We start from the raw sequence: 13,703 nt of genomic DNA, 5'->3' as shown, positions 1-13,703 counted from the left end.
TTAAGGAGAGAGTAATTATGTGCGAGCGAGAATATCCGCCAACTGTTTTTCTGATTTGGCATTTAACAATGCAACCAGTGTTTCCTCTTCACATAACAATTCGCTTAATGCCTGGATAGCGCCGATATGCGAATCAGCATCTGCCGCTGACAAACCAATTAATAATTTTACAGGTTCATCATCTTCGACAAACTGGACTTCCTGTTTTAATAGCGTCACGACATGCCTGTTTTTAATGCACCACATTCTGGTCTCGCGTGTGGCATCGCCACACCAGGCGCAAGAATATAGTAAGGACCATTGTTGATAGTTGAATCTTTGATAGCCTGAATATAATTGGCATTGACAAAATGATGCGTCAGCAATGAGGCCATGGAATAATCAACGGCTTCCTGCCAGTCTTTTGCCGACTGTTTTATTGAAATGGATTTCTCAGGAAAATAATCAATCAACCGCATAAGCCATCCTTATTTTATTTTTAGGGTACAACGTATCGGTGAAAATAAAATACTCGTGCGGCAAAATTAAATCAATTGAGAGGAAAAACAGAGACAGCGAAGGAGGGGGTTTTACAAAACGATTAAAAACAATAAGTTGAAAGTTATTATTAAAAATGCAACCAGCATAATGTGATTCCACCCACAAATATACCAAATTACCAAATACAAGATCTGTGATGCACTTATCAATTAAGTGCTTGCCAGAACAAAAATAAATTATCTTTTAATTAAAAACGGGCCGCCGAAGCGACCCGTCTTATGCCGTAAACCGGATTACAGCAGTTCTTTCGCTTTCGCGACCACGTTCTCAACGGTGAAGCCGAACTCTTCGAACAGCTGCTCAGCCGGAGCAGACTCACCGAAGGTGGTCATGCCGACGATAGCGCCGTTCAGGCCCACGTATTTGAACCAGTAGTCAGCGATACCCGCTTCCACTGCCACACGAGCGGAAACCGCTTTCGGCAGTACGGATTCACGGTAAGCCGCGTCCTGCTTGTCGAATGCGTCGGTAGACGGCATGGAGACCACGCGCGCTTTCACGCCTTCGCCTGCCAGCTGATCCCAGGCAGCAACCGCCAGTTCAACTTCAGAACCGGTAGCGATAAAGATCACCTGCGGCTGACCGTCGCAATCTTTCAGCACGTAACCCCCGCGCGCGATGTTCGCCAGTTGCGCGTCGGTACGATCCTGCTGCGCCAGGTTCTGACGGGAGAGGATCAGAGCGGTTGGGCCGTCCTTACGCTCCACACCGTATTTCCACGCGACGGCGGATTCAACCTGGTCACATGGACGCCATGTGGACATGTTCGGGGTCACACGCAGAGAAGCCACCTGCTCAACCGGCTGGTGAGTTGGACCATCTTCACCCAGACCGATGGAGTCGTGGGTATAGACCATCACCTGACGCTGTTTCATCAGCGCAGCCATACGCACCGCGTTACGGGCATATTCCACGAACATCAGGAAGGTAGAGGTGTACGGCAGGAAACCACCGTGCAGGGTGATACCGTTCGCAATCGCGGTCATACCGAATTCACGCACACCGTAATGGATGTAGTTACCGGCAGCATCTTCGTTGATCGCTTTAGAACCAGACCAGATCGTCAGGTTAGACGGGGCCAGGTCAGCGGAGCCGCCCAGGAATTCTGGCAGCCAGGGACCGAAGGCTTCGATCGCATTCTGAGACGCTTTACGGCTGGCAATCTTAGACGGATTAGCCTGCAGCTTAGCAATGAACTCGTTCGCTTTTGCGTCGAAGTCTGATGGCATATCGCCTTTCATACGACGGGTGTATTCAGCCGCTTCCTGTGGGAAGGCTTTCGAGTAGGCGGCGAATTTCTCGTTCCAGGCAGACTCTTTCGCCTGACCGGCTTCTTTCGCATCCCACTGGGCGTAAATCTCAGACGGGATTTCGAATGCAGGGTGTTTCCAGCCCAGAGCTTCGCGGGTCAGTTCGATCTCTGCGTCGCCCAGCGGTGCACCGTGGGAGTCGTGGGTACCGGCTTTGTTCGGGGAACCGAAACCGATGATGGTTTTGCACATCAGCAGGGACGGTTTGTCCGTCACAGCGCGCGCTTCATCTACTGCACGTTTGATGGAATCCGCGTCATGACCGTCAACGCCACGGACCACGTGCCAGCCGTAGGCTTCGAAACGTGCTGCGGTATCGTCAGTGAACCAGCCTTCAACGTGACCGTCGATGGAGATGCCGTTGTCGTCATAGAACGCAACCAGTTTGCCCAGCTTCAGGGTACCTGCCAGGGAGCACACTTCGTGAGAAATGCCTTCCATCATGCAGCCATCGCCCATGAACGCATAGGTGAAGTGGTCAACAATGTCATGACCCGGACGGTTGAACTGCGCCGCCAGCGTCTTCTCAGCAATCGCCATACCCACTGCGTTGGCAATACCCTGACCCAGCGGGCCGGTGGTGGTTTCAACGCCTGCGGTGTAACCCACTTCCGGGTGACCTGGGGTTTTGGAGTGCAGCTGACGGAAGTTTTTCAGCTCTTCAATTGGCAGGGCATAACCTGTGAGGTGCAGCAGGCTGTAAATCAGCATTGAGCCGTGGCCGTTAGACAGCACGAAGCGGTCACGGTCTGCCCAGGCTGGGTTTTGCGGGTTGTGATTCAGGAATTCACGCCACAGGACTTCGGCGATGTCAGCCATGCCCATCGGGGCGCCCGGGTGACCGGATTTGGCTTTTTGTACAGCATCCATGCTCAGCGCACGAATAGCATTGGCAAGCTCTTTACGTGAGGACATTTTGACTCCAGATCGGATGTTGATGGCCATACCCGTTTCGGCTTGACGACAGCGCGTTTTGGGCTACGCCGGAAAAAAGTGCCAACAATGTAACCCAAGCGACAAAGCATGTACATGGACCATTCTTTTGCCGGTTAAGAAATCTCTGGAACAGCCTCGCACGTTGCGCAATCTTCTCGCTCGCGGTGGATTATATTCTTTATACTGAGTGAAACTCCGGCCTGACGGCAGGGAGAACGTTCGCAATTTATCGAGTTTAACGGGTACGGAAGCAACATAATGAAAATGCGTGCAATTGTGCTGGCTCTGGGAACGACACTCCTGCTTAGCGGGTGTCAAAATATGGACTCTGGCGGGCTGATGAGCTCCGGTGCTGAGGCCTTTCAGGCTTACACCTTGAGCGATGCTCAGGTCAAAGCGTTAAGTGATGAAGCCTGTAAGGAGATGGACGGGAAAGCCACTATCGCCCCGGCGAGCAGCACTTACGCTCAACGTCTGAACAAGATTTCATCTGCTTTGGGCGACAACATCAACGGCCAGCCGGTGAACTATAAGGTTTACATGGCGAAAGACGTTAACGCCTTTGCAATGGCGAACGGCTGTATCCGCGTCTACAGCGGGCTGATGGATATGATGACCGACAACGAAGTCGAAGCGGTGATTGGCCATGAAATGGGGCACGTCGCGCTGGGCCACGTGAAGAAAGGCATGCAGGTTGCGCTCGGGACCAACGCCGTTCGCGTCGCGGCCGCTTCTGCCGGGGGGATTGTCGGGAGCCTGTCTCAGTCGCAGCTTGGCGATCTGGGCGAAAAACTGGTCAACTCTCAGTTCTCCCAGCGTCAGGAGGCTGAGGCCGATGACTACTCTTACGATTTGTTGCGCAAACGCGGCATTAACCCGTCGGGCTTAGCCACCAGCTTCGAAAAGCTGGCACAGCAGGAAGCGGGCCGTCAAAGCTCAATGTTTGACGACCACCCTGCCTCTGCAGAGCGTGCGCAGCATATTCGCGATCGTATGTCCGCAGACGGCATCAAGTAACGTCAAAACAGGCCGGGCAACGCTAACTGCTACCCGGCCTGCCTCATCACTTACTCGCCTTTTTTCGCTGCCTGGATGTACAGCATTTCCAGTGCCAGCGTCGCTGCAGCCAGCGCAGTGATCTCAGACTGATCGTAAGCCGGCGCCACTTCCACCACATCCATACCGACGATGTTCAGATCTTTCAGACCGCGTACCAGCTTAATGGCGCGGTCGGAAGTCAGGCCACCGATCACCGGCGTGCCGGTACCCGGAGCAAACGCCGGATCCAGACAGTCGATGTCGAAGGTCAGATAAACCGGCATGTCGCCGACAATCTGCTTCACCTGAGCGATGATGTCGTCCACGCCGCGATCGTTCACCTGGCAGGCGTCCAGCACCGTAAAACCGTTGTCTTTATCAAACTCGGTACGAATGCCGATCTGCACGGAGTGGTTCGGATCGATCAGGCCTTCGTTCGGTGCGGTGAAGAACATGGTGCCGTGGTCGAATTCGCAGCCGTTCGCGTAAGTGTCGGTATGGGCATCGAAGTGCACCAGCGCCATTTTACCGAAGTGCTTCGCATGGGCGCGCAGCAGTGGCAGCGTAACAAAATGGTCACCGCCGAAAGAGAGCATGCGCTTACCGGCAGCCAGCAGTTTCTCTGCGTGGGCCTGCAGCTTTTCACTCATTTCACGCGCATCGCCAAAGGCATACACCAGGTCACCGCAGTCAACCACGTTCAGGCGCTCGCGCATGTCGAAGTTCCACGGGAAGCGGTTATGCTCCCAGGCCAGGTTAGTGGAAACCTGGCGGATAGCTGCCGGGCCGTGGCGGCCACCGGCGCGACCGGAGGTCGCCATATCAAACGGCACGCCGGTGATCACCCAGTCCGCATCACTGTCGTACGGCTGGAAGTTCATTGGAAGGCGTAAAAATCCAAAAGCGTTAGATACCAGAGAGTTATCGTACTGATGACCTAAAGTGCTCATGTCCTGACCTCTTTATAACGTCGGTGCATTAAAAATAGATGAAAAAAAATCCCTTCCGCGTCGTTAAGCCCGACGAGGAAGGGATTGATTCGAATAGTGCTGTTGCGGCGAATTATCGCCGCTAATTCATACGGGTTCAAGTGAGTATAACTCGCAGGCCCGGTCAGCGCAGCGCCACCGGGCATCAAAGCTTACTCGTCTTCCAGATACGTGTATCCGTACAGCCCGGCTTCGAACTCTTCCAGGAACTGCTGCTGCAACGCGGCGTCCAGATCGGTCTTTTTCACCTGATCGCGGAACTGGGTCAGCAGTTTTTTCGGATCGAGCTGAACGTACTGCAGCATATCCGCCACGGTGTCACCCTCGTCAGAGAGTTCAACTTCCACGTTGCCGTCAGGGAAGACAAACACGTCAACCGCCTCGGTATCACCGAACAGGTTGTGCATATTGCCCAGAATTTCCTGATACGCACCAACCATAAAGAAGCCCAGCATTGGCGGGTTCTCCGGGTCGTACTCCGGCATTGGCATGGTGGTCGCGATACCGTCCCCATCAATGTAGTGATCGATAGCCCCGTCAGAATCGCAGGTGATATCCAGCAGCACCGCACGGCGCTCAGGGATCTGATTCAGCCCTTCCAGCGGCATCACCGGGAACAGCTGATCGATACCCCAGGCATCCGGCATCGACTGGAACAGCGAGAAGTTGACGTACATTTTGTCCGCCATACGTTCCTGCAGCTCGTCGATAATCGGACGGTGCGCACGGTTGCTCGGGTCGAGCTGCTTCTGCACTTCATGGCACATGTTCAGGTACAGCTGCTCTGCCCATGCGCGTTCCTGCAGACTGAACGTACCGGAAGAGTAGCCGATGTGAATGTCGTGCAGATCCATCTGGCTGTCGTGCAGCCATTCGCGCAGCGAACGACGGGTGCCCGGCTCATGCATCTCCTGCCAGGTTTCCCACATGCTTTGCAGCGCACGCGGCGCATCGTCAGCAGGCGGTGTCGCTTCGGTATATTCGTTGCGCTCAACGCCGATGATGTTCGACACCAGCACGGTATGGTGTGCGGTAACGGCGCGACCGGACTCGGTGATCACCGTTGGGTGCGGCAGACCGTTCTCTTCACAGGCATCGCCAATCGCCCAGATGATGTTGTTGGCGTATTCGTTCAGGCCATAGTTCACCGAGCAGTCAGACTGCGAACGGGTCCCTTCATAGTCTACGCCCAGACCGCCGCCGACGTCGAAGCACTGAATGTTGACGCCGAGCTTGTGCAGCTCAACGTAGAAGCGTGCTGATTCGCGCACGCCGGTGGCGATGTCGCGGATGTTAGCCATCTGTGAGCCGAGGTGGAAATGCAGCAGCTGAATGCTGTCCAGACGCCCCTTCTCGCGCATGATTTCGACCAGCTGCAGAACCTGATTCGCCGCAAGGCCGAATTTGGATTTTTCACCGCCAGAGGACTGCCATTTACCGGAGCCCTGGGAGGCCAGACGCGCACGCACACCAAGGCGCGGCACCACGTTCAGGCGCTCGGCCTCGTCCAGTACGATAGCGATTTCAGACATCTTCTCGATGACCAGATAGACCTTGTGGCCCATCTTCTCGCCAATCAGCGCCAGACGAATGTATTCACGGTCTTTATAGCCGTTACAGACGATCACCGACCGGGTCATGCCCGCATGGGCCAGAACCGCCATCAGTTCCGCTTTGGAACCGGCTTCCAGTCCCAGCGGTTCACCGGAGTGAATCAGGGATTCAATGACGCGACGGTGCTGATTAACCTTGATCGGATAGACCAGGAAATAGTCGCCGTTATAGCCGTAGGATTCACGCGCGCGCTTGAAGGCAGCGTTAATCGAACGCAGGCGATGTTGCAGGATCTGCGGGAAGCAGAACAGTGCAGGCAAACGCTGGCCCTGCGCTTCACGGGCTTTCACCAGTTTGGCGAGATCGACGCGCGCTTCCGGTACGTCAGGATCAGGGCAAACGCTGATGTGGCCCAGTTCGTTGACGTCGTAATAATTATTGCCCCACCAGGCAATATTGTAAGTGCGCAGCATCTTGCTGGCTTCCTGGGAGCTCATCGCAACCTCCTGCATAGAACGTAGTACACCCTGTTCGCCTGCTGACGAAGGCGAAACCGAAGACATGTCGTCAGACATAGCGAACCTCAAAACTGACTATTCAGTGTAAAACAGTTGACTACTATCGCAGCGTTAATCTGCGATAACAACCCATTAACCGACCACTTATCCAGCACAGAATGCTGAAAGTCGGGTCGTGCGACCGGTTTCTTATTCATATCATTGTAAAACACGTATCCGAACTCTGTATGACAAGGTCCGGCGAAACCACGAGAAAACTCTTGTATTAACAAGAGCGCCCTTGTTCATTCTTCACAAGGCGTAATACCGGCCCTGGAATCCTGAGAAGCGCCGAGATGGGTATAACATCGGCAGGTTTGCAGATTAGACATGCGAATGGCGGGGAACAGGTTCCGACCTGAAGGGCAGAACGAATTAAGCAGAAAACGACGGTTCATTATCTCGACTCACCTCCACGCAAGCTTACGTAAACTCGCGACAAGTTAAAGCTAAAAATTCACTGCTTTACCCGGCTGGAAGTGGCGACACGCAGTAACGTCGTGTGCTTTTTGTATGAGCCGCGCGCCGCGTTTTATACCGACATGACCGGGAAAATGCAAAATATAAATGTGAGCATTGCCAGCACCGTCAGGAAAAATTTCCAGCCGGGTTTTCAATGCCGTGAGAGCGGATTCAAAAAAAGCTGGAAATCGGGCGAAGAAGTGACCTAAAATAGCCGTCCAGATGTTAATCCATCTATACTGATTAACACTCAGACTGCCAGTGTCATCGTCTGTAAGTCCTGGTAGAAAACGCTGCTATGGCTATCCCACACAACAGTTTGAGCTAACCAAATTCTCCTTAGGTAAATTAAAACATGGCAAAACACCTGTTTACGTCCGAGTCCGTATCAGAAGGACATCCTGATAAAATTGCTGACCAAATCTCCGATGCGGTGCTGGATGCGATCCTCGAGCAGGATCCGAAAGCGCGCGTAGCCTGTGAAACCTATGTCAAAACCGGCATGGTAATGGTTGGCGGTGAAATCACCACCAGTGCCTGGGTTGATATCGAAGAGATCACCCGTAACACCGTGCGTGAAATCGGCTATGTGCATTCTGATATGGGCTTTGATGCCAACTCGTGCGCCGTACTGAGCGCCATTGGCAAACAGTCCCCGGACATCAACCAGGGCGTTGACCGTGCCGATCCGCTGGAACAGGGTGCGGGCGACCAGGGCCTGATGTTTGGCTATGCAACCAACGAAACTGACGTGCTGATGCCAGCGCCAATCACCTATGCTCACCGTCTGGTGCAGCGTCAGGCTGAAGTGCGTAAAAACGGCTCTCTGCCGTGGCTGCGCCCGGATGCAAAAAGCCAGGTCACCTTCCAGTACGATGACGGCAAAATTGTCGGTATCGATGCGGTCGTTCTGTCGACTCAGCATTCTGAAGACATCGATCAGAAATCCCTGCAGGAAGCAGTGATGGAAGAGATCATCAAGCCGGTTCTGCCGACCGAGTGGCTGAATACGTCGACTAAATTCTTCATCAACCCAACCGGCCGCTTTGTTATCGGTGGACCAATGGGCGACTGCGGCCTGACCGGTCGTAAAATCATTGTTGATACCTACGGCGGCATGGCGCGTCACGGTGGCGGCGCATTCTCTGGTAAGGATCCGTCTAAAGTTGACCGTTCTGCAGCCTACGCAGCACGCTATGTGGCGAAAAACATCGTTGCTGCAGGCCTGGCTGACCGCTGTGAAATCCAGGTGTCCTACGCCATCGGCGTGGCAGAGCCAACCTCCATCATGGTTGAAACCTTCGGTACTGAAAAAGTGCCTACGGAGCAACTGACCCTGCTGGTGCGCGAGTTCTTCGATCTGCGTCCATACGGTCTGATCCAGATGCTTGACCTGCTGCACCCAATCTACAAAGAAACCGCTGCCTACGGTCACTTTGGTCGTGAACATTTCCCATGGGAAAAAACCGACAAAGCGGCTCAGCTGCGTGAAGCAGCCGGTCTGAAGTAATCGACTGACCGCTCGTGTGAAAAAGCCAGCCTCGTGCTGGCTTTTTGCTTTTCTGCCGCTCGTTCCCCCGTCTGAAATCGCTTACATCAAGACAAACTCCGCGCCCTTTCGGATTACTCTCTTTGTCACCCCCGCCTCTCTGACATATTTTTACTGTTTCCTAATCAAATCTTTACAATGACAAAACAACTAACCCACAGGGAGGGCTGAATGCCTGACAATAATAAACACGGGCGGACGTCCAACAGGACAATGACGTTTTTTGTCTGCTTCCTCGCCGCACTGGCAGGATTACTTTTCGGTCTGGATATTGGCGTTATTGCCGGTGCGCTGCCCTTTATTACCGATGAATTCCAGATAACCGCCCATACCCAGGAGTGGGTGGTCAGCTCGATGATGTTCGGTGCCGCGGTCGGCGCGGTCGGCAGCGGCTGGCTCTCCTTCAAACTCGGGCGTAAGAAAAGCCTGATGATTGGTGCGATCCTGTTCGTGGCGGGCTCGCTCTTTTCCGCCGCTGCCCCTAACGTTGAAGTGCTGATTGCCTCCCGCGTATTGCTGGGTCTGGCGGTCGGGGTCGCCTCTTACACTGCCCCGCTGTACTTGTCCGAGATCGCGCCGGAGAAAATTCGCGGCAGCATGATCTCCATGTACCAGCTGATGATCACCATCGGTATTCTCGGGGCCTATCTTTCCGATACCGCGTTCAGCTACAGCGGAGCATGGCGCTGGATGCTGGGGGTGATCATAATCCCGGCGATCCTGCTGCTGATTGGCGTCTTCTTCCTGCCGGACAGCCCCCGCTGGTTCGCCGCCAAACGTCGCTTTAACGATGCAGAACGTGTGTTACTGCGCCTGCGTGACACCCGTGCCGAAGCGAAAAACGAGCTGGATGAGATTCGCGAAAGCCTGAAGGTTAAGCAGAGCGGCTGGGCACTGTTTAAAGAGAACAGTAACTTCCGTCGGGCGGTATTCCTCGGTGTGCTGCTGCAGGTGATGCAGCAGTTCACCGGGATGAACGTCATCATGTATTACGCGCCCAAAATCTTTGAGCTGGCGGGATACACCAACACCACCGAGCAGATGTGGGGCACGGTGATCGTCGGCCTGACCAACGTGCTGGCGACCTTCATCGCTATCGGCCTGGTGGATCGCTGGGGCCGTAAACCAACGCTGACGCTGGGCTTCCTGGTGATGGCGGTAGGAATGGGCGTGCTGGGAACGATGATGCATATGGGCATCCACTCAACCACCGCTCAGTACTTTGCGGTAGGCATGCTGCTGATGTTTATCACCGGCTTTGCGATGAGCGCAGGTCCGCTGATTTGGGTGCTGTGTTCTGAGATCCAGCCTCTGAAAGGCCGCGACTTTGGCATCACCTGCTCCACCGCCACCAACTGGATAGCCAACATGATCGTCGGCGCCACCTTCCTGACCATGCTCGACACGCTGGGCAATGCCAACACCTTCTGGGTGTATGGGGGTCTGAACCTGCTGTTTATCGTCCTGACTCTGTGGCTGGTTCCTGAAACCAAACATGTGTCGCTGGAACATATCGAACGCAACCTGATGAAAGGCCGTCCGCTGCGCGAAATCGGCGCCCACGACTGATGGACCAGGCTTCCTCCCGCCCGGGAGGAAGCCCCTTGCACCGCCCCGCCGCACGCTCTATGCTCTGCCCCTATGAAAACAACCCGTCTTCCCATTGCGCTCCAGCACGCTCTCAAGCGCTGCCTGCGCGACAAACTGGCGCAGGCTAACCTGAAGCTCGCCCGGAACTACCCGGAACCGAAACTGGTCTGGCAGCAGCGCGGCACCGCAGCGGGAACCGCCTGGCTGGAAGCGTACGAGATCCGCCTGAACCCCGTACTGCTGCTGGAAAACCAGCAGGCCTTTATCGACGAAGTGGTCCCGCACGAGCTGGCGCATCTGCTGGTGTGGAAGCACTTTGGTCGCGTCGCCCCCCACGGCAAAGAGTGGAAGTGGATGATGGAAGCGGTGCTCGGCGTCCCGGCGCGCCGCACGCATCAGTTCGAGCTGGATTCCGTTCAACGCAATACCTTCCCCTACCGCTGCGGGTGTCAGCTGCACCAGCTTACCGTGCGCCGTCATAACCGGGTGGTGCGTAAAGAAGCCACCTACCGCTGCGTAAAGTGCGGTGAACCGCTTATTGCCGAGTAACCGACGGAATCATCAGGAACTTTCATGATCTGACTGATTGCATACCAGAACAACATTCGCTACGTTGCGGGCTCGTTTTGACACGGAGTTCACGATGTCCCGTAATTTCTCTCTCGCGGTCGCCTTTCTGGCGACGGCATTGTCAGGTCATGCGCTGGCCGACGGTATCAACAGTTTCTCTCAAGCCAAAGCTGCTGGCGTTAAGGTCAACGCCGACGTTGCGGGCGATTTTTACTGCGGCTGCAAAATTAACTGGCAGGGTAAAAAAGGGGTCGTGGATCTTGCGTCCTGCGGCTACAAAGTGCGTAAAAATGAGAACCGCGCCAGCCGAATTGAATGGGAACATGTGGTTCCGGCATGGCAGTTCGGCCACCAGCGTCAGTGCTGGCAGGACGGCGGGCGTAAAAACTGCAACAACGATCCGGGCTACCGCAAGATGGAGATCGACATGCATAACCTGCAGCCTGCGGTGGGCGAGGTGAATGGCGATCGCGGCAACTTTATGTACAGCCAGTGGAACGGCGGCGAAGGCCAGTATGGCCAGTGCGCGATGAAGGTAGATTTTAAAGAGAAGCTCGCCGAGCCGCCGGTCCGCGCGCGCGGCAGCATCGCCCGGACCTATTTCTATATGCGCGATCGCTATGAACTCACCCTCTCGCGCCAGCAAACCCAGCTGTTTAACGCCTGGGACAAACTGTATCCGGTGACGGACTGGGAGTGTCAGCGCGATGAGCGTATCGCCAAAGTGCAGGGGAATCATAACCCATACGTGCAGCGCGCTTGCCAGGCGCAAAAGAGCTAACCTACACTAGCGGGAATTGTTTATTCGCCCCTCGCCCTTACCTTCTCCCCACAGGGCTGAGGGGGCAGATCGATGGAATTCTTTGACTATGCGCATTCCCCGTATTTATCACCCGGAACTGATTACCGCAGGCAGTGAAATTGCCCTGTCCGAAGAGGCCGCCAACCACGTTGGCCGCGTGCTGCGGATGGGCGCAGGCCAGGCGATTCAGCTGTTTGATGGTTCAAACCAGGTCTTTGACGCCGAAATTACCCGCGCCGATAAAAAAAGCGTGCAGGTCAGCATCCTGCGTGGCGAAATCGACGATCGTGAATCGCCGCTGCATATTCACCTGGGTCAGGTGATGTCCCGTGGCGAAAAAATGGAATTCACTATCCAGAAATCGATCGAACTGGGTGTAAGCCTCATTACGCCACTTTTTTCTGAGCGCTGTGGCGTTAAACTGGATGCCGAACGTCTGAATAAGAAGCTCCAGCAGTGGCAAAAAATCGCCGTTGCCGCCTGCGAACAGTCCGGCCGCAACCGCGTTCCGGAGATCCGCCCGGCGATGGATCTCGAAGCCTGGTGTGCCGAAGAGGAGCAGGGCCTGAAGCTCAACCTGCATCCCCGCGCCAGCGCCAGCATCAATACGCTGCCGCTGCCGGTTGAGCGCGTGCGGCTGCTGATTGGCCCAGAAGGCGGTCTGTCGGCGGATGAAATCGCCATGACCGCACGCTACCAGTTTACTGATATTCTGTTGGGACCCCGCGTTCTGCGTACTGAAACCACCGCGCTGACCGCCATCACTGCCCTGCAGGTGCGTTTTGGCGATTTAGGTTGAAGCATTAACGGAGAAGACAATGATTAAGCTCGGCATCGTGATGGACCCCATCGCAAGCATCAATATCAAGAAAGATTCCAGCTTCGCTATGCTGCTGGAAGCGCAACGTCGCGGCTATCAGCTCCACTATATGGAGATGAGCGACCTTTACCTGATTAACGGCGAAGCCCGGGCGCGCACCCGCATCGTCAACGTCGAGCAGAATTACGATAAATGGTATGAATTTGGCTCCGAGCAGGATCTGCCCCTGGCTGAACTCGATGTCATCCTGATGCGTAAAGATCCGCCGTTTGACACCGAATTTATCTACTGCACCTATATTCTCGAGCGTGCAGAAGAGAAAGGCACCCTGATCGTTAACAAACCGCAGAGCCTGCGTGACTGCAACGAGAAGCTCTACACCGCCTGGTTCTCTGATCTGACGCCTGACACGCTGGTCACGCGCAACAAGGCCCAGCTGAAAGCCTTCTGGCAGAAGCACGGCGATATCATCCTGAAACCGCTGGACGGTATGGGCGGCGCGTCCATTTTCCGCGTCAAAGAGGGTGACCCAAACCTGGGCGTAATCGCCGAAACCCTGACCGAGCATGGCTCACGCTACTGTATGGCGCAGAACTATATTCCAGCCATTGTTGATGGCGACAAGCGCGTGCTGGTGGTGGACGGCGAGCCGGTGCCCTACTGCCTGGCGCGTATTCCGCAGGGTGGCGAAACCCGTGGGAACCTGGCTGCCGGTGGCCGCGGTGAGCCGCGTCCATTGACCGAAAGCGACTGGGAAATTGCCCGCCGCGTCGGCCCAATGCTGAAGGCCAAAGGGCTTATCTTTGTCGGCCTCGACATCATTGGCGATCGCCTGACGGAAGTGAATGTCACCAGCCCAACCTGTATTCGCGAGATCGAAGCGGAATTCCCGGTCTCTATTACCGGCATGCTGATGGACGCGATTGAAAAACGTCTGAAGCAATAACACAGCCAATACTGTTAGTGACAGTATCCGGGTTTCTACG

At 55.1% G+C, this 13,703-nt stretch carries 12 protein-coding genes and 1 pseudogene; 7 read left to right on the top strand and 6 right to left on the bottom strand.

What is annotated here, in order from left to right; translation table 11 throughout:
* Window positions 1-15 precede the first annotated feature (15 nt).
* Window positions 16-458 (bottom strand): annotated as a pseudogene (cmtB, locus tag ACRDD5_RS13340) (PTS mannitol transporter subunit IIA).
* 315 nt (window positions 459-773) lie between these two features.
* Window positions 774-2,765, bottom strand: a complete 1,992-nt coding sequence (gene tkt / locus ACRDD5_RS13335; protein WP_438677027.1) for a transketolase — start codon at window positions 2,763-2,765, stop codon at window positions 774-776.
* Window positions 2,766-3,044: 279 nt separating this feature from the next.
* Here tkt and ACRDD5_RS13330 point away from each other — a divergent pair, with 279 nt between their 5' ends.
* On the top strand, window positions 3,045-3,803 hold the full coding sequence (locus tag ACRDD5_RS13330) for a M48 family metallopeptidase (protein ID WP_438677026.1): 759 nt from the start codon (window positions 3,045-3,047) through the stop codon (window positions 3,801-3,803).
* 50 nt (window positions 3,804-3,853) lie between these two features.
* Here the strand turns inward: ACRDD5_RS13330 and speB are convergent, their stop codons facing one another.
* The 4 genes from speB to ACRDD5_RS13310 all read right to left on the bottom strand — a co-directional run bounded on the left by speB (window position 3,854) and on the right by ACRDD5_RS13310 (window position 7,322).
* Window positions 3,854-4,774: an agmatinase gene (gene speB, locus ACRDD5_RS13325; RefSeq protein WP_025757725.1), complete on the bottom strand. Its 921-nt coding sequence runs from the start codon at window positions 4,772-4,774 to the stop codon at window positions 3,854-3,856.
* 191 nt (window positions 4,775-4,965) lie between these two features.
* Window positions 4,966-6,942, bottom strand: a complete 1,977-nt coding sequence (gene speA, locus ACRDD5_RS13320) for a biosynthetic arginine decarboxylase (protein ID WP_271284601.1) — start codon at window positions 6,940-6,942, stop codon at window positions 4,966-4,968.
* 8 nt (window positions 6,943-6,950) lie between these two features.
* The gene (gene yqgB, locus ACRDD5_RS13315) at window positions 6,951-7,082 is read right to left on the bottom strand and encodes an acid stress response protein YqgB (RefSeq protein WP_336264866.1); all 132 of its coding nucleotides are present in this window, start codon (window positions 7,080-7,082) and stop codon (window positions 6,951-6,953) included.
* A gap of 87 nt (window positions 7,083-7,169) precedes the next feature.
* Window positions 7,170-7,322, bottom strand: coding sequence for a hypothetical protein (locus ACRDD5_RS13310; RefSeq protein ID WP_418939626.1), 153 nt, complete (start codon window positions 7,320-7,322; stop codon window positions 7,170-7,172).
* 419 nt (window positions 7,323-7,741) lie between these two features.
* Between ACRDD5_RS13310 and metK the strand changes: the two genes are divergently transcribed.
* The 6 genes from metK to gshB all read left to right on the top strand — a co-directional run bounded on the left by metK (window position 7,742) and on the right by gshB (window position 13,663).
* Window positions 7,742-8,896: a methionine adenosyltransferase gene (gene metK, locus ACRDD5_RS13305; protein ID WP_271284600.1), complete on the top strand. Its 1,155-nt coding sequence runs from the start codon at window positions 7,742-7,744 to the stop codon at window positions 8,894-8,896.
* A gap of 210 nt (window positions 8,897-9,106) precedes the next feature.
* Window positions 9,107-10,504 (top strand): galactose/proton symporter, encoded by a 1,398-nt coding sequence (gene galP / locus ACRDD5_RS13300; protein ID WP_271284599.1) that lies wholly within the window; start codon window positions 9,107-9,109, stop codon window positions 10,502-10,504.
* Window positions 10,505-10,576: 72 nt separating this feature from the next.
* A complete protein-coding gene (locus ACRDD5_RS13295; RefSeq protein WP_438677025.1) occupies window positions 10,577-11,074 on the top strand; it encodes a SprT family zinc-dependent metalloprotease in 498 nt (165 codons plus the stop codon).
* A gap of 94 nt (window positions 11,075-11,168) precedes the next feature.
* Window positions 11,169-11,876 carry a deoxyribonuclease I gene (gene endA / locus ACRDD5_RS13290; protein ID WP_438677024.1) on the top strand — a complete coding sequence of 236 codons (708 nt, stop codon included), beginning with the start codon at window positions 11,169-11,171 and terminating at the stop codon, window positions 11,874-11,876.
* Window positions 11,877-11,964: 88 nt separating this feature from the next.
* On the top strand, window positions 11,965-12,696 hold the full coding sequence (rsmE, locus tag ACRDD5_RS13285) for a 16S rRNA (uracil(1498)-N(3))-methyltransferase (protein ID WP_271284596.1): 732 nt from the start codon (window positions 11,965-11,967) through the stop codon (window positions 12,694-12,696).
* A gap of 19 nt (window positions 12,697-12,715) precedes the next feature.
* Window positions 12,716-13,663, top strand: a complete 948-nt coding sequence (gshB, locus tag ACRDD5_RS13280) for a glutathione synthase (RefSeq protein ID WP_271284595.1) — start codon at window positions 12,716-12,718, stop codon at window positions 13,661-13,663.
* Window positions 13,664-13,703 lie beyond the last annotated feature (40 nt).

It is taken from the genome of Silvania sp. (assembly GCF_051656365.1).
Lineage (GTDB): Bacteria > Pseudomonadota > Gammaproteobacteria > Enterobacterales > Enterobacteriaceae > Enterobacter > Enterobacter hatchlandensis.
Note: the sequence above shows the minus strand (reverse complement) of the source record. Positions and strands in the feature narration are given on the sequence as shown.

Coding starts and splice junctions, on each gene's coding strand:
- galP (WP_271284599.1), top strand. CDS start 9,107: ATGCCTGACAATAATAAACACGGGCGGACGTCCAACAGGACAATGACG.
- speB (WP_025757725.1), bottom strand. CDS start 4,774: ATGAGCACTTTAGGTCATCAGTACGATAACTCTCTGGTATCTAACGCT.
- endA (WP_438677024.1), top strand. CDS start 11,169: ATGTCCCGTAATTTCTCTCTCGCGGTCGCCTTTCTGGCGACGGCATTG.
- yqgB (WP_336264866.1), bottom strand. CDS start 7,082: ATGAATAAGAAACCGGTCGCACGACCCGACTTTCAGCATTCTGTGCTG.
- tkt (WP_438677027.1), bottom strand. CDS start 2,765: ATGTCCTCACGTAAAGAGCTTGCCAATGCTATTCGTGCGCTGAGCATG.
- ACRDD5_RS13330 (WP_438677026.1), top strand. CDS start 3,045: ATGAAAATGCGTGCAATTGTGCTGGCTCTGGGAACGACACTCCTGCTT.
- metK (WP_271284600.1), top strand. CDS start 7,742: ATGGCAAAACACCTGTTTACGTCCGAGTCCGTATCAGAAGGACATCCT.
- speA (WP_271284601.1), bottom strand. CDS start 6,942: ATGTCTGACGACATGTCTTCGGTTTCGCCTTCGTCAGCAGGCGAACAG.
- gshB (WP_271284595.1), top strand. CDS start 12,716: ATGATTAAGCTCGGCATCGTGATGGACCCCATCGCAAGCATCAATATC.
- ACRDD5_RS13310 (WP_418939626.1), bottom strand. CDS start 7,322: ATGAACCGTCGTTTTCTGCTTAATTCGTTCTGCCCTTCAGGTCGGAAC.
- rsmE (WP_271284596.1), top strand. CDS start 11,965: ATGCGCATTCCCCGTATTTATCACCCGGAACTGATTACCGCAGGCAGT.
- ACRDD5_RS13295 (WP_438677025.1), top strand. CDS start 10,577: ATGAAAACAACCCGTCTTCCCATTGCGCTCCAGCACGCTCTCAAGCGC.